Raw genomic sequence first — 16,091 nt, forward strand, 5'->3', positions numbered from 1 at the left:
CGGAAGGCAGGCTTGATTCGGGTTTGCATTTCCCGGAAGGGTTGATTGGGAATCGGGGATCCGATGGAAAAAGAAAACCTGATGATTCGGTTGCGGCAGGCTTTGCGGATTCACGAATCGGGTGATGTCGCCGCCGCCGAGACTGTTTATGCGGAGGTTGTTGGGGTTCTCCCCCATTTTTCCGATGCCTGGCATCTCTGGGGATTGGCGGCCCAGGACCTTGGACGCCATGAGGATGCGGTTTTTCGTTTGGGCCGCGCCATCGCCAAGGGGGGCGAACAGGGGCAAACTCTGTATCACCTTGGGGTATCGCTCCACGCCCTGGGACGGTGTTTGGCGGCGGTGGCGTGTCTTGAAAAAGCGGTTCGGCTCGAACCCGACAACCCGGAGTTTCTGGCGGAACTGGCCAATGCCATGCTGGAACAAAAGGACCTGTCGCGCGCGGAGTCGCTGTATCGACAGGTGTTGGCGCTCAAGGAGGCTTTTCCCCAGGTGCATTACAATCTGGCCACGGTGTACCGGGAAACGGGACGGGATGCGCAGGCAGTGCATCATTGGCTGCGAACTCTGGAACTTGATCCCGGACACTGGAAGGCCTGTTTCAGTCTGGGACTCACCTTGCAGTTCGACAATCGAATCGAGGAGGCGGTATCCTGTTTTTCACGCGCAATAACCCTCAAACCCGACTATCTGCGTGCGCGATGGGCGCTGCATCTGGCTTTGCCCACCTTGTTTGCCGACGAAGAGGAGATGATACGCGCCAGGCAACGTTGGATGGCGGGGGTGGACGAACTGCAACGCACCTTTTTTCCCGCTTCGGAAGTGGAACTGGAAGAAGCGCGGTACGCTTGTGAATCGACGACCAATTTCCATCTTCACTATCAGGGGGGCAATGATCTGGAGGCACAGAAGGTCCAGGGGGCACTTCTGACGCGACTGGCCCATCGGATTTATCCGGGCCATGAGGGACCGTTGCCTCCCGCCGTTCTTCATGAGGGGCGGATTCATGTCGCCTTTGTTTCTTCCTTTTTGTACGGCCATTCCGTATTCAAAACCCATTCCCGCTTCATCACCCGTCTCGACAGGAGACGATTTTTCGTCCGTGTGTTCTATACCGGGACCGTTCATGACGAATACCTCGGGTCGATCATGCGCGAATGCGATGTCTTTCACGATATTGGGCATCGGAGTTCCCGTCTGATCGAAGCCATTTGCGAGGTCGCTCCCGAGGTCCTGATCTATACCGATCTGGGGATGGATCCATCACTGAATCTGGTATCCGCGCTGCGGTTGGCACCGATTCAGTGCAATGCCGGGGGGCATCCGATCACTTCGGGCCTTGCCAACATGGACTATTTCCTGAGCAGTGATGATATGGAATGCGAACATGCGGCGGCTCATTACAGCGAAACGCTCATTCGCCTGCCACACCTGGCCCACTGCTATCCCTCCCCCAGGGTCGAACATGCCATCATTCCCCCGGGCGCCGAGCGGGAGGAGGGTACGGTGGTTTATTGCAATCTGCAAAACCTGATCAAACTGTTGCCACGACACGATCATGTCTATCCCGCCATCGCCCGCGCGTTTCCCCAGGCCCGTTTCTGGTTTATCGATGTCGGGGGAGGGAGCGGCAGCGTTTTTCGGCGGCGATTGCAGAGGGTTTTTTCCCGCTACGACTTGGACCATGAACACTATTGCCGTCTGTTCCCGAAGATGGATCTGTACCGTTTTTTTGGGTTGATCCGGCAGTCCGACATCATTCTCGACGGGATTTCGTGGTCCGGCAACAATTCCAGCATGGAAGCGCTCGCCCTGGACAAACCGATTGTCACCCTGCCGGGAGAGATGTTTCGCAGTCGTCATACCCATGGAATTCTGAAGCGTTTGGGGCTTTTTGAAACCCAGGCGGAAAACCTGGAGCGCTACATCGCCATTGCGGTTCGTTTGGGGAAGGATCCGGCCTTTCGTGCATCGGTCACACGGTCGATCGCCGAGCGAAAACATGTTCTCTACGAGGATCCCGAACCGATCCGGGGGTTGGAACGGGAATTGGAACGCCTGGTCGCCCTGAATCATGGTGGCTGAGCGGAAGTACCGGATGATTGGTTTTGGTGTTTGTTTTGGTCATGATCCATGCCGGCTGTCGAGACCCGAGACGATTTCCCGTTGCAGCATGGAAACGACAGCCAGGGGATCGGCGGCATCCTTGATGGGACGACCGACGACGACATGATCGGCTCCGGCATGGATGGCGGCGCGGGCGGTGGCGATTCGCTTTTGATCGTCGCCACCGTCGCGGTCGGAAAACGATCCGGGGCGAATCCCCGGGGTGACGATCAGGAAGCCGTCGCCGACCGCGGCACGCATGCGCGACACCTCCAGCCCCGAGGCGACCACCCCGTCACACCCCGCGGCAATGGCCCGCCGGGCGCGACTTAAGACCAGCTGTTCGACCTCGACTCCCGCAAGACCCAGGTCGTCAAGGTCGTGACGGTCGAAGGAGGTCAGGACCGTGACGGCCAGAATGCGCACCGATCCCCGCGCCGCAACAGCGGCACGGACGATGGATTCGGGGCCATGAACCGTGGCATAGGTCACCGGACGCTTCGCCAGTTCGCGCACCGCCAACGCGACCGTTTTGTCGATGTCGAACAGTTTCAGATCCACCATGACCTTGTGGCCGCGTTGGGCGATTTCTTCGATCAGCCCCAGCCCCCCCGCCAGAAAAAGCTGCAATCCGACTTTGTAGAAGCCAACGTATCCATCAAGGCGATCCAGCCAGTTGCGCGCCTCCTCGGGGCTGTCCACGTCGAGGGCGAAGATGATCCGGTCCTTGAGTGGAATGTCTGGTTTCATCGGATATTCCTGGAGGGGAAGGACATGTCAGTGAAGCGGCATGTAATTTTGGACGGAGGAAGGTTGTTGATCGTAGATCAGGGGGTGCGTTCCCCTTCGGAGGGTCGGATGCGGCTGGTGTTCGATGAAGCTCTGCCCTTCGACCAGATGGATGACGCGGTGTCCTTGAAAGGTGAGATAGTCGGCGATCAGGGATCGATGACATTGGCTGGGATGGATGGGAGCCCCCATGATCACCGTTCCGAAACGAAACGAAAGGTTGAGCAGGAGTTTGATGCCGGTGGCGAAGGTGCCTGATTCCATGTGATGGGCATAGGCCATTTTGTCAGGCGTCTGGAGACCCCAATGGCGGTCGATGTGCATCGGGGTTCGTTCTCCAAGGTGCTGTCCCCCCAGATGGTAAATGATTTCCATGTCGTTGAGGACCGGTCTGAGATTGGTTTCGTGGAACCAGAAGGGGTAGTCCGAGGCGTTGGGATTGGAGCGGATGTCGATCAGCGTCTGGGCATCGATATAGGTGAGTATTTCGATGAAGGTATCCAACGGCATACCGCCATGGCCGATGGTATAAATCGTCTGCCACCTGGAATTCATGAATTCTGACCCCTTGATTACGGCAAGAAAAAATCGTTTCCGTTCCGTCGAAGAAACATCTTCCCGCGCCTGAAATGCCATCCCGTTGCTCGATGTTGCATGCGTGAGGGGTGCATTTTGATCACCTGTATAATTTTCGTACCCGATTCATGGATGATACGAGTGTTTCATGGCGGAGACATCCATGATTCACACGCTGGCTCCGGCGCCGGGCCATCGGCGTATTCGGGACTTTGAAAATGCCGGGAACAACCACTTCGATCGGGCTTTTTTACGCCATTCGCAAACGGGATACAAGGAAACAGCGAAAAAAAAATAAGTCCATGATGTATTATAATAATTTCAGCTTGTTATAATCGGGGATGGGAGGGGGAAGGGTGGGGCTCCCAAAGGGGCGCGGTGGGTATGGGATGGGGTGGGATTCGCTTGTGGCATCGGTGGGGAAGTGTCGGTGTTTTTCCAGGGGTTGACTTTGCGATTTTTCCGAGAGGGATGGCGATGGGCGGATGCCACAATGGTTGTTTGACGCCCTGCCATCCGATCGGATCGCGCCGATGGATGCCTGGTCTTGCGGTCGGGTTGGCGCGGGAGGGCGAAGGAAAGACTGTGCATTCGTGGAATCGGTTCTGCTAATATCGGATCGAAGATTTGGTTTTACAAATGTTCAATCACCCATGCGCTTCAAGGCATCCGGGAGAACGAAAGATGGATCATATTATTAAAATACCCGTAATCAAAGGTGTCTATTGGGTCGAGATTCCCGAAGCCGGATTACAGATTCTCTGTGGATGTCCCGCCGATTGCGTCAAGCATCTGATGAAGCGGGGATTGATCATTCAGCGTGAGATCGAAGGGGTGATGTGTGAAACCGGGCCCAATGCCATTCTTCTGTCGGATGTCATGATCCAGCATGGTGAATTTTCCAATCTGGCCGAATTTCCAGTCCTGCAAATGCTCTACAAACAGGGACTGATCATTCCCAACCATCCCAACAATACGGGGCTGAAACCACTGCTCATTGGTTTGGGCGAGCAGGTTCACGCCCAGATGCAATATATTTTCCGGGGAAATTACGGGCTGGTCACGCAACAGGAGATCGAGCAGGCGGGGATCGACGAAGAGACGGCCCGGGAAATGATGCGACTGAAAACCCGTTTCGCGTTTGGTCAGATCAAGCCTTCCCACATGTTGCTCGACAGTTGCATTCTTGATCGGGGACGCAGGGAAATACGCAACGGGGTTGAAATCGAACGACTGGCAGTCAACGAATTCGAGATTTTTTATCGCGGCGCAAGTGTCCATGTGGACCTCAACCTGTATGGCGAGGACCGCTATGAACCGCCTTATCCCCTGGGATTCCAGAGCATTCCCAGGGATTATTTCGCGATCATTCATTCGGGGGACGGCGATGGTTGGGACGTCAACCGTCCAACGATGTCGAGTGTTTTGTTGTTCCAGGGGAAAATTTACCTGATCGATGCGGGGCCGAATCTTTATTTCAATCTGACGGCGTTGGGAATCGGCATCAATGAAATCGAGGGGGTGTTTCATACCCATGCCCACGACGATCATTTCGCCGGTATCACCACGTTGATGCGTTCGGAGCACAAGATAAAATATTATGCCACCCCGCTGGTGCGCATGACCGTGGAAAAGAAACTCGCGGCCTTGCTGTCCATGGAGGAAAATCAGTTTCGCGATTTTTTCGATTGTCGCGACCTGCCATTGGATCAGTGGACCGATATCCAGGGGTTGGAGGTCAAACCGATTTTTTCGCCGCATCCTCTGGAGACGACTGTTTTTGTTTTTCGCACCCTCTGGTCGAGTGGCTACTGCACCTACGGCCATTTTGCCGACATCGTCTCCCTGGGGGTCCTTGAAAAGATGATCACCGAGGATCCCCAGGCCCCTGGGATCCGGCGTTCGTTTTACGAAAAGACCAAGGCGGGCTATCTGGCCCCATTGAACCTGAAGAAGATCGATATTGGCGGGGGGATGATCCATGGGTGCGCCGAGGATTTTCGCCATGACCGTTCCGACCGGATCGTTCTGGCGCATTCATCCAGTGGACCCACCCCCGTCGAAAAGGAGATCGGATCGTCCGCTCCCTTTGGTATTTGCGATGTGCTGATTTCGGGCAAGAACGATTTTGCCCGCCGTCTGGCGTTCCAATATTTGCAGAGCCATTTTTCCCGGGTTCCGTTTCATCATCTGCGCATGTTGCTTAACAATGATGTGGTGACGATGAATCCGGGGGCGATCATTCTCAAGGAGGGGGAGGTTTCCTCGGATGTGCTGCTGATTCTTTCGGGATTGGTGGAAAAAATATTTCCGGGTGAAAACCGTCTGAGCCGTCTGATGGCGGGCGCTTTGATCGGTGAATTGTCCGCCCTGACCCAGGTCCCCGCGCAGTTGACGTTTCGGGCGGCCAGTTATGTCACCGCCATGAAGATTTCATCCGGCCTGTATCAGCAGATCGTTCACAAGAACGGATTGTTCGACCAGATCGAACGGACCGCGACCCTGCGGTCGTTTTTCGAATCGATGGATCTGTTCGATGAAGGGTTGTCCCATCCGGTCATGGCGGGCATCATTGCCCGCCTTACCCATAGCATTGTGGCTCCGGGAGCATCCCTGCCCGAGGAGGAATTCGGGTTTCTCAATGTCGTTCAGCGGGGAAAAATGCGTCGGTTTCTCGGGGGAGAACGGATGGAAGTCCTCGAATCCGGACGGTTCTTTGGGGAAGAGGGGGCGATCTTCGGCATGCCGGCCCTGCATCGGGTCGAGGCTCTGGAGGAGACGGAAGTGCTTCGGATCCGGGGGGACCTGCTCAAGGACATTCCGATCGTCCGTTGGAAGCTGATCGAATCCTACAAGGCCCGAACGATGCAGAATTATTGTGATGGCGATGATACCCTGGCCTTCCAATGGCGCGAGGAGGATGCCACCGGCATCGCCGCCATGGATGTCCATCACAAGCGGTTGTTTGAAATCGGCAACAGCATCGTCGCCATCCTTCGTTCGGGACAGTCCGGAGGATCGCTCATCGCCGCCATGACCGCCCTGGTCGATTATACCGAATACCATTTCGAGGCGGAGGAACGATTGATGGAACAATATGGTTTCCCCGAATTGCCAAGGCATCGTCAAGTGCATCGCGGGATGGCCCTTCAGGTCAAGGATCTCCAGGAACGACTTCATGGCGGTTCCTTGCCAGGCTCTGCCGAATTCCTTTCCTTCCTGAAAAACTGGATGGAACAGCATATCTCCATGGAGGACCGTGCCTATGCCGTCTTTCTCCAGTCGAAGGGAGTTTTCTAAATCGTGTCCGGGGCCATGGGGGGGCCGTGGCCTGGGTCACGGCATCGCCGGGAAAAAATGGCGGGCGATGTCGGGATTCCTTGACAAACGGAGGTTGGAAATCTATCAAGGAGCACATCGGTAACGATTAATCCGTTTTTGGTTGAACAAGACCATTAGGGACGCCGGTCATCCACCGGAATCAGTCCCCAAACCTGTCAAGAAAGCGCAAGGAGGCAGTAATGACCATCAAGATTGGCATCAACGGCTTTGGCCGTATCGGACGCAGTGTTTTCCGTGCGATTCAAAAGAATCCGGCATTCAAGGATGTCTCGGTTGTCGCCATCAATGATCCGGTGCCCAAGGCCACCTTGATCCATCTTCTGAAGTATGACTCCGTGATGGGAGTGTTCGGTGGTGAAGTCGCCGAGACCGAGAAGGGGTTCAGCTGCAACGGCAAAGGGGTTGCGGTCTATGGTTTGCGCGAACCCGCCAAGATTCCCTGGGGTGAAAATGGCGTGGAATTCGTGATCGAATCGACCGGGTTTTTCGTCAAGAAGGAAGATGCCGGCCAGCACCTGACCGGTTCGGTCAAACGGGTGATCATCTCCGCCCCCGCCACCGGCGATGTCAAGACCATGGTCGTGGGTGTCAACGAACACGAATTCAACCCCGCCGAGCATTCCGTGGTTTCCAACGCCTCCTGCACCACCAACTGTCTGGCCCCGTTCGCCAAGGTCATTCACGAGAAGTTTGGCATCGAGTGTGGCCTGATGACCACCACCCATGCCTATACCGGCGACCAGAGACTGGTCGATGCCCCGCACAGCGACCTGCGCCGTGCCCGTACCGCCGGCGTGTCGATGATCCCCACCAAGACCGGTGCCGCTGCCGCCATTGGCTTGGTCATGCCCGAACTGAAGGGCAAATTCGACGGTCTGGCCATTCGCGTCCCCACCCCGAACGTCTCCATCGTCGATGCCGTCATGCAGGTGAAGAAGGCCACTTCGGTCAAGGAAGTCAACGAGGCCCTTCGGCAGGCGGCGGACAACAAGGTCCTGGGTTACACCGACGAGCCCCTCGTCTCCGTGGACTTCCAGGGCGACCCCCGTTCCTCCATCGTCGATGGCGGTTGCACCCGCGTCACCGGTGGCACCACCGTGAAGGTCATGTCCTGGTATGACAACGAATGGGGCTATTCCAATCGTGTCGTTGACCTGATTCTCCATATGAAAAAGGTCGCTGGTTGATTGTCTGTCCGATCCGCGCAATGAAAAGACGCACCCTTCGGGGTGCGTTTTTTTTATCGGGTTTCATGCCTGTGGTGTCGTTGCACTGGGTATTTTCTTGAAAAACGTGTATTCTTTCCTTTTTTGACGTTTCGTTGACGTTGATTGGGGGTGGTTCATGGTGAAAGTCGGCATCATCGGTGGTTCCGGTCTGGACAATCCCGATATTCTCAAAGATACTGGATCGGTGGCGGTGGACACGCCGTATGGCCGACCTTCCTCGGCATTGACGACGGGGCGGATCGGTGGGGTGGAGGTGGCGATTCTGGCCCGTCACGGCCATGGGCATACCATTGTGCCGTCCAATGTCAACTTTCGCGCCAACATCGCCGCCCTCGAATCTTATGGGTGTACCCATATTCTGGCAACCACGGCGGTCGGATCCCTGAGGTTTGAAATCGCTCCGGGACATCTGGTTTTTCCGTCGCAGTTCATCGATTGGACCAAAAAGCGTGCCGGGACGTTTTTCGATGGCGACCATGTGGTTCATACTCCGATGGCTGAACCGTTCTGTCCCGGTTTGCGGTCTCTGTTGGCCACCACCGCTCGTGTGCTTGGATTGACCGGTCATGAGGATAAGACGGTAATCACCATCGAGGGACCACGTTTTTCCACGAGGGCCGAAAGTCATCTGTTTCGTCAGTTGGGGGCGGACATCATCAACATGAGCACCGTTCCCGAGTGTGTCCTGGCGCGCGAGAAGAAGATCCACTATGCTGCCGTCGCCATGTCCACCGATTATGACTGTTGGCACGAGGAGGAGGCCCCGGTGACCTGGGAGATGATCCAGAAAACCATGCATGCCAATGCCGACCGGGTGATTCGCCTGTTTCTCGAAGTCATCCCGAAAATTGCCGCGGAAGCGGATGTCTGCACTTCCTGATTGTGTTTTCCAAGCGCCCCGTCACTCAAGGACATGACCATGAAAAATTTGATCCGGACCATTCCTGATTATCCCAAACCGGGGATCATGTTTCGCGACATCACGACCTTGTTGAAAGATCCCATGGGGTTGCGCCAGTCGATCGATGCCCTGGCCCAACGCTGTCTGGCTGCGGACATGGCGTTCGATTGCGTTGTCGGCATCGAAGCGCGCGGGTTCATCCTGGGCGGGGCGTTGGCATATACCCTGGGGAAAGGGTTTGTCCCGGTGCGCAAGAAGGGGAAACTTCCCGGAGCGGTGGTGACCCAGGAATACCAGTTGGAATATGGTACCGACTCGATCGAAATTCACAAGGATGCCATTGTTGCCGGTTCACGGGTTTTGTTGGTCGATGACCTTTTGGCAACCGGGGGGACGGCCCTGGCGGCGGCGGCCCTGGTGGAAAAATTGGGAGGAATCGTGGCCCAGATGGCGTTTATCGTCGATCTTCCCGATCTGGGAGGCGGGAAAAATCTGGAGAAACGGGGCTACCGCTTCTTTACCCTGGTCGAATTCGAGGGAGAGTGATCGCAGGGGGCGGTCCTTGATGTATGCATGGGAGTGAGCGAAGCAATGCGCGTTTTTCCGGTTGTGGTCTGGATCGAGGATCATCTGCGTATGCTGGACCAGCGGCGGTTGCCGCACGAAGTGGTTTCCATCGATTATTACAGTGCCGTGGAGACGGCACAGGGGATCCGGGACATGGTGGTTCGTGGGGCGCCAGCCATCGGTTGCGCCACGGCCTTCGGCGTGGCGGTCGAGGCGTTTCGCATCGTCACCCAGGGGATTCCTCATTCATGGTCCGAGGCGATGGCCCCAGGATTCGATGCCCTCGAAAAAAGCCGTCCTACCGCGGTCAACCTGCGCTGGTCGCTTGAACGGATGCGACCGCTGCTGACCACAACGCTTCCGGAAGTGGTGCCACAACGCCTGTTGGCGGAGGCCCAGGACATCCTGCGCGAGGATCACGATGCCTGTTTGCGGATGGGACGACTCGGGGCCCAGGTGCTTCCCGAGGTTGGCGGGCGTCCCCTGACCATCATGACCCATTGCAACGCCGGGGCGCTCGCAACGGGTGGGGTCTATGGAACGGCGCTGGGGGTCATCCGCGGCGCTGTCGATGCCGGGCGCCAGGTCCGTGTCATCGCCTGCGAAACCCGTCCGTTTCTCCAGGGGGCCCGGCTGACTGCCTGGGAACTGCTTGAGGATGGCATCGATACCACCCTCGTCACCGACAACATGGCCGCCCACCTCATGAGCCAGGGCGAAATCGATGTCGTCATCGTCGGTTCCGACCGGGTGGCGGCCAATGGCGATGCGGCCAACAAGATCGGAACCCTGGGTCATGCCATCTGCGCTGCCCGCTATGACATTCCGTTCATGGTCGCCGCCCCATTGTCCACCATCGACCTGAAAGCCCCGGACGGGCGTCATATTCCCATCGAGGAACGTCCGGAGATCGAAGTGACCCACCTGGCCGGAAAACGGATTGCCGCCCCCAATGTCCGGGTACGCAATCCCGCCTTCGACGTGACACCGGCAGCGTTGATCACATGGTTTGTTTCGGAGCAAGGGGTGGTGGACAAACCTTCCGCGGAAAAAATCAGGACCTTGTTTCATGGTTGACCTGAAAACGGGATGGTTCTATCCTTGTATTTGACCCCGATGTCCAGGGATGGGTTGAGGACAGGACCGGGGATGCGTCGTTATTCATGACTTTGATGGTGGTTCCCCGAAGGACTGGGTGTTCGAGGTTCTTTCCATTCCCTGTTGATTTACTGTCATTCATCATTGTGTACTGGCGTTTTTGTTCTATCGTCATGCCGGTGGGCGTTTCCTCGGAGTCGATCATGGAGGAAAACGTTGCGCCATGTCTTGGTTCAATCGCAACAGATCGGGGTTATTATCGTGGCTGATGCCGTCCAGAAACATTGTTGGAAATGTCAAACAAACCTGGGAGAAATGGGGTTTTCAAGGGGCGAAACCTGTCCAAAGTGTGGTTTTTCGGTCCGGGTATGCAAAAACTGCCGCCACTATGACCCAAGGGCGTACAATGCCTGCCGGGAACCGCAGAGCGAACGGGTGGTGGATAAGGAAAAGGCGACGTTTTGCGAATTTTTCAAGCCCGGTCAACTGCAAAAGGTCGATAAGGTCGCCAATCTCCGCAAGGATGCCCGCAAGGCGGCCGAAGCACTGTTCAAATGATCTGGGAATGGTCCGATGCTTGTCAACGAAAGGACATATTTTTCCTCCTGGGGAGCGAAATTTGCCCTGTTGAAGTTGTCATGTCGGTTGTTCATCACGGGCGGAAGTATTTCCATCACGGCAGATCAACTTGGAACGTGTTGAAATAGCATGACAACATGATGATGCTTCCTTGTGATGGATTTATGGCACGCTATTTGAATAACCTTAAGGCAAATCAATAAGACTCCCTCGGGATGGTCCCAAGGGGCATAAAGCGTCCAGGAGAGCAGGAATGGCCAGCATTGCAAAACTCGTAGCGATGGAATCCATTCTGGAACAGATGACGGGAGAATTGGTCCTTGATGTGCAGAGTGGCAGGATGAGCGTGAGCGAAGAGCTGATGCAAGGCCTGGAAGCCCTGGTGGATGCCACCCGAAAGATCCAGATCGTGCGTGAAAACATGGAAGCGGAGGCGGGGGCGACTGCCGGACAGGATGAGGTCGAGGAACCGTTGTACCGCTTCCGCCTCGCCTCCTAAAGGGGCGATGATCCGTCTGGGGAAAAAAAAAGGGAGGCAGGATGCCTCCCTGAAGTCACCGGGATGAACCGGAACGTGGTTATTTCTTGAGAATTTTCGCAACCGCCGGCGCCTGAACGCGGGACCACACGGGCAAATCCCCTCCGAGAAGCGGGCGGAGGTAGTCCATGAAGGCGGGGGTGATGTCATTGCTGCTGCTGTTGATGAAGTTGTCGGACATGACTTTCGTCTTTGCGGCAACATCTTCCAACGCGCTCAGGCGGTATTCCACGGCATATTCCGCGACGCGGTGGATGGTGACGGTACCTGATTTGCCGCCATACATGGCGAACTGCACCCCTTTTTGACCGACTTCGCGGGCTTCTCTCTGATCGACATCGGAGACGACGCCGAGGAAGGAGCGTTGCAGGTAGCCGAAGGTATCGCCGCGGACCCGTTTGATTCCCAGCTTGCCCTTGATGGAATCGGTCAGCAGGTCGGCGAGGGCGCCGGTGCCGGAGAGTTGCACATTGCCATGGGCGTCACGTTCGACCTCCTTGGCAAGTTTGGTGGCGATGGCGGCACCCGACTCGTCGTGAATCCCCTCGGAGGCGGCGACGATGCAACGACCGTATTTGGCGTAGGCGGTTTTGACATCGGCGAGGAACTGGTCCATGGAAAAGGTCCGTTCCGGGACATAGATCAGGTGGGGACCGTCGGAGTCGTAGCGACGAAGGCCAGCGGCGGCGGCGGTGAGGAATCCGGCATGGCGGCCCATGACCACGCCGACATAGACGCCCGGCAGGGCACGGTTATCCAGGTTGGCTCCGGCGAAGGCGGAGGCGACGAAACGGGCAGCCGAGGGAAAGCCCGGGGTGTGGTCATTGATCATCAGGTCGTTGTCGATGGTCTTGGGAATGTGGATTCCCACGAGTTCGTAATTTTCCTTCTTGGCGAAGTCGTTGACCAGACGGATGGTATCGGAGGAGTCGTTGCCGCCGATGTAGAAGAAGTAGCGGATGTCGTGGGCGATGAGTACCTTGAGAATTTCGGCGCAATAGGCGGCATCGGGTTTGTCGCGGGTCGAGCCCATGGCGGAGGCGGGAGTCTCGGCGATGAGTTCCAGGTTGTGGTCCGACTCCTGGGTCAGGTCGAGGAGGTCTTCCTTGATGATGCCGGAGACGCCGTGGTGAGCGCCATAGATGCGATCGACGTTGGAGAACCTGCGCGCTTCCTTGACGATACCGACGAGGGACTGGTTGATGACCGCCGTTGGACCGCCTCCCTGGGCGACCAGTACTTTCCCTTTTTTCATTTGCCTTGCTCCTGTCATGAGTAGTTGTTGACGAAACTCCCAAAGCGCATATGCCTTGGATTTCATCGAGGTTTGGCCGATAAAGGGCCTGAAGGAAAGCGCCAATCCGTCCCTTTCCATTCCAATGGATCCATCCTCGGGGGCATGGCGAAATCCCGTGTGCGATGCCTTACTATAACCGCAAGAAAATCGTTTTGGAAGGCCGGGCGACAGAGAGGTTTCATGTCGTGGCGTTCCGGGACGCCGTGTGCCGTGCGACGCATGATGAATGGGGGGGTTACCGGGAGAGAAGGAGAATGATTGCCAGGTAGCGTCCCCCTTTTCCGATGGCGACGAGCGACAGGAACGGAAAAAAGGGGACGCGAAGAATGCCGGCGGCGAAGGTGAGCGGATCACCGATCACCGGGACCCAGGCCAGGAGAAGCCACCAGGGTCCATGACGGGCCAGGCGTTGTCGGGCGGTGTCCAGGGTGTCGGGGGCGATGGGAAACCAGGGTCGGTTTTGAAACCCGATCGCGAATCGTCCCAGGAGCCAGTTGACCACGGATCCGGCGACATTTCCCACCGTGACGCTCATCCACGGAAGAAACGGGGACTGTGTCTGTTCCATCAACACCGCTGAAAACCACAATTCCGAGGGAATCGGCAGCAGCGTCGCGGCAAGAAAGGCGTTGAGGCACAGGCCAAGGAGGGTGGTATCGGGCATGGAGCGTCCATGATGTTGGGCGAAACGATGGAAAGACAATCAGAAAATTGTATGATCATGTCGTTTTATCGCGGGCAGTCCGTTGCCGTGGTCCCGGCGCGGCCAAAAAAGACAGGATGATTGCGGTTTGAGAAAAAAATCAAGGATGCGGAAGATTTTTCCGAAGGTTGAGAATAGGGAATGCCGGGGCATGGCCATGAGGCGGGAATGATCGGTGGGGGGGAGACGGAGTGATGCCATGGACGTAGTCGAAGCCATCCTTGACAGAAGGTCGGTTCGGGGGTTTCTGGATCGTCCCGTGTCCCGGGAGACACTGACGTCCATTCTCGAAACAGCGCGTTGGTCGCCGTCGGGGGTCAATCTGCAACCCTGGCGGGTGGTGGTGGCGACGGGAAGGACTCTGGCAGTCCTGAAGGAACGATTGACGGCCCAGGCGTTGTCCGGTGCGCCGGCGGCGCCTGATTATCGGTTTCACCCGGAGATCTGGAAGGAACCCTATCTTGGGCGCCGACGGTCCTGTGGTTTTGGTCTGCTTGAGGCGATGGGAATCGATCGGGCGGATGGAGTGCGGCGCAGGGCGGCGTGGCTTGCCAACTATTCCTTTTTCGGAGCCCCTGCGGCGCTGCTGTTGTTCATGGACCGCGACCTGGGACAGGGTGGATGGATGGATATGGGCATGTTCATTCAAACAGTCTTGTTGGCCATCCACGCCCATGGCCTTGGCGGCTGTCCCCAGGCGGCGACGGCTGATTATCCCGACGTGGTGCGTTCGATTCTGGGTGTGGAGCGGCAGTTCTTGTTACTGGGCAGTCTTGCGGTGGGCCATCCTGATCCTGGGGCTTTGGCGAATGGATGGCGAACGTCACGAATGACGGTCGCGGAGTTCGCGACGTTTCTGGATTGACGGGCTTGAGCGGCGTGCGTCCTTTTTCGCGGTCTGCAAATGTTGGACTGGTGTTTCTGGTATGGATCTGGCAGTGTCTTCTTCACAGCTTGGGTCCGGGGTGGTGGGGTGATGGAATGCGTGGATGATGGTGGTTCTTACCTGGCAAGGAGTTCGATCCATGAGGTTGCGGTTTGTTGCGGTCACCGGATGGCGGGTGGTTTCGGCGTTGATGGTGATGTTTCTGTTGCCTGGGGCGGCGTGGTCCGAAACCTTGCAGGAGGCGGTGGATGCGATCCTGCAACAGCACGACCGTATCCTGGCGGCGCGAATGGATCTCGATGCGGCCCAGGAGCGCAAGGATCAGGTCTTTCGTTCCACCTTCATGCCGACGTTGACGACGACGTCGCATGTCGGTCATGAGCGGCAGAGCGATCAAACCAGTGGTCCCGACACCGACATGAACTCGCGGGAACTGGATGTGGCGCTTAAGCAGCTCTTGTTCGATTTTGGCAAGGGGATGGCGGATGTCTCGGTCCAGGAGTGGCAACAGCAGCAGATGCGGGCGGCTTTGGACCATGCCAGTCAGGGGTTGATTCTCGACGCGGTTGTTTCCTATCTGAACCTTGACCGTTCGACGAAGGTTTTGGACTTCGCCAAGAAATCGGTTGCCAATATTCGCCGTCAGGGGGAGGTCGAAAGCGCCCGGGTTTCCCTGGGGAAGGGATATTCCACCGATGTCCTTCAGGCCAAGGCCCAGCTTGCCGGGGCCGAGGCGCGTCAGGTGCAATCCCGGGGTATCCTCATGCGTGCCGAGGATCATGTCCGCACCGTTTTTCTTCGGGATCCGCGGGAGGTTCTTGGTCTGACGCCACCTGACGAATCATTGGTCGTCCTGCCCAAATCCATGGATGATGCGATGACCGCCGCCGTCAGCGGCAACCCCCAGTTGCGTCAATTGGCCGCCCAGGTCGATGGTTTGGATGCGGTTCGCCGTGGCACCCGGATCAGTGGTTTTCTCCCAACGGTGAATGGCGTTTGGGAATACAAGATGAAAAACGATGTCGCCGGGGTCGATGGGTTCGAGCGGGAAAATTTTATCAAGGCAGAGATGTCGTTTCCTTTCAATCTCGGTCTTGCCAGCGTCAGCGCCGTTCGTGCGGCGGAGCGTGATCTGGCGGCGGCGCGGAATCGTTACAACGACACCCTGCTTCTGGTTCAGGAACAGGTGCGGACCTCGTGGCACAACCTGGAAACATCGCGGGAAAATGCCGAACTTTTGACGACCCAGGCGGGATTGGCGGAAAAGTTTCTCGAACTGGCCAAGGAGGAACGGGCCATGGACAAGAGGACTTTGCTGGATGTCCTCAATGGTGAAACGGCCCTGATCAATGCCCGGAGCGATGCCCTGTCGGCGACGACCGATGTCCGTATCGCGTCCTATTCGATGTTGCAGGCGATGGGGGTGTTATCGACCGAGGTGTTGCGTCCGGTGAAGCCGCGAAAAGGCTTGTGAACTGTT

Annotated in this window: 14 protein-coding genes; 10 read left to right on the forward strand and 4 right to left on the reverse strand. The window is 57.0% G+C overall.

Going from position 1 to position 16,091, the window contains the following annotated elements; translation table 11 throughout:
- Nucleotides 1-63 precede the first annotated feature (63 nt).
- Nucleotides 64-2,085: a tetratricopeptide repeat protein gene (locus HQL76_03130; GenBank protein MBF0108154.1), complete on the forward strand. Its 2,022-nt coding sequence runs from the start codon at nt 64-66 to the stop codon at nt 2,083-2,085.
- A gap of 39 nt (nt 2,086-2,124) precedes the next feature.
- Here the strand turns inward: HQL76_03130 and pyrF are convergent, their stop codons facing one another.
- A complete protein-coding gene (pyrF, locus tag HQL76_03135; protein MBF0108155.1) occupies nt 2,125-2,856 on the reverse strand; it encodes an orotidine-5'-phosphate decarboxylase in 732 nt (243 codons plus the stop codon).
- A gap of 27 nt (nt 2,857-2,883) precedes the next feature.
- On the reverse strand, nt 2,884-3,450 hold the full coding sequence (locus HQL76_03140; GenBank protein MBF0108156.1) for a DUF488 domain-containing protein: 567 nt from the start codon (nt 3,448-3,450) through the stop codon (nt 2,884-2,886).
- A 705-nt stretch (nt 3,451-4,155) separates the two neighbouring features.
- Here HQL76_03140 and HQL76_03145 point away from each other — a divergent pair.
- The 7 genes from HQL76_03145 (at nt 4,156) to HQL76_03175 (ending at nt 11,686) form a co-directional block, all read left to right on the forward strand.
- Nucleotides 4,156-6,771 (forward strand): bacteriohemerythrin, encoded by a 2,616-nt coding sequence (locus tag HQL76_03145; GenBank protein MBF0108157.1) that lies wholly within the window; start codon nt 4,156-4,158, stop codon nt 6,769-6,771.
- A gap of 221 nt (nt 6,772-6,992) precedes the next feature.
- Nucleotides 6,993-8,000 (forward strand): type I glyceraldehyde-3-phosphate dehydrogenase, encoded by a 1,008-nt coding sequence (gene gap, locus HQL76_03150; protein MBF0108158.1) that lies wholly within the window; start codon nt 6,993-6,995, stop codon nt 7,998-8,000.
- A gap of 157 nt (nt 8,001-8,157) precedes the next feature.
- Nucleotides 8,158-8,922 carry an S-methyl-5'-thioadenosine phosphorylase gene (mtnP, locus tag HQL76_03155; GenBank protein MBF0108159.1) on the forward strand — a complete coding sequence of 255 codons (765 nt, stop codon included), beginning with the start codon at nt 8,158-8,160 and terminating at the stop codon, nt 8,920-8,922.
- 33 nt (nt 8,923-8,955) lie between these two features.
- A complete protein-coding gene (locus tag HQL76_03160) occupies nt 8,956-9,489 on the forward strand; it encodes an adenine phosphoribosyltransferase (protein ID MBF0108160.1) in 534 nt (177 codons plus the stop codon).
- 45 nt (nt 9,490-9,534) lie between these two features.
- Nucleotides 9,535-10,587 carry an S-methyl-5-thioribose-1-phosphate isomerase gene (mtnA, locus tag HQL76_03165; GenBank protein ID MBF0108161.1) on the forward strand — a complete coding sequence of 351 codons (1,053 nt, stop codon included), beginning with the start codon at nt 9,535-9,537 and terminating at the stop codon, nt 10,585-10,587.
- A 336-nt stretch (nt 10,588-10,923) separates the two neighbouring features.
- Nucleotides 10,924-11,166 carry a hypothetical protein gene (locus HQL76_03170; protein ID MBF0108162.1) on the forward strand — a complete coding sequence of 81 codons (243 nt, stop codon included), beginning with the start codon at nt 10,924-10,926 and terminating at the stop codon, nt 11,164-11,166.
- A gap of 274 nt (nt 11,167-11,440) precedes the next feature.
- Nucleotides 11,441-11,686 (forward strand): hypothetical protein, encoded by a 246-nt coding sequence (locus HQL76_03175; GenBank protein ID MBF0108163.1) that lies wholly within the window; start codon nt 11,441-11,443, stop codon nt 11,684-11,686.
- Between the two features lie 79 nt (nt 11,687-11,765).
- Here HQL76_03175 and HQL76_03180 read toward each other — a convergent pair whose 3' ends face one another.
- Both HQL76_03180 and HQL76_03185 read right to left on the reverse strand, forming a co-directional pair.
- Nucleotides 11,766-12,980: a 6-phosphofructokinase gene (locus HQL76_03180; GenBank protein ID MBF0108164.1), complete on the reverse strand. Its 1,215-nt coding sequence runs from the start codon at nt 12,978-12,980 to the stop codon at nt 11,766-11,768.
- A 277-nt stretch (nt 12,981-13,257) separates the two neighbouring features.
- Nucleotides 13,258-13,686: a DedA family protein gene (locus HQL76_03185; GenBank protein ID MBF0108165.1), complete on the reverse strand. Its 429-nt coding sequence runs from the start codon at nt 13,684-13,686 to the stop codon at nt 13,258-13,260.
- A gap of 238 nt (nt 13,687-13,924) precedes the next feature.
- Between HQL76_03185 and HQL76_03190 the strand changes: the two genes are divergently transcribed.
- Both HQL76_03190 and HQL76_03195 read left to right on the forward strand, forming a co-directional pair.
- Nucleotides 13,925-14,590, forward strand: coding sequence for a nitroreductase (locus tag HQL76_03190; protein MBF0108166.1), 666 nt, complete (start codon nt 13,925-13,927; stop codon nt 14,588-14,590).
- Nucleotides 14,591-14,750: 160 nt separating this feature from the next.
- The gene (locus tag HQL76_03195) at nt 14,751-16,085 is read left to right on the forward strand and encodes a TolC family protein (GenBank protein ID MBF0108167.1); all 1,335 of its coding nucleotides are present in this window, start codon (nt 14,751-14,753) and stop codon (nt 16,083-16,085) included.
- Nucleotides 16,086-16,091: the final 6 nt, after the last annotated feature.

The sequence above is a fragment of the Magnetococcales bacterium genome, from assembly GCA_015228815.1.
Taxonomy (GTDB): domain Bacteria; phylum Pseudomonadota; class Magnetococcia; order Magnetococcales; family UBA8363; genus UBA8363.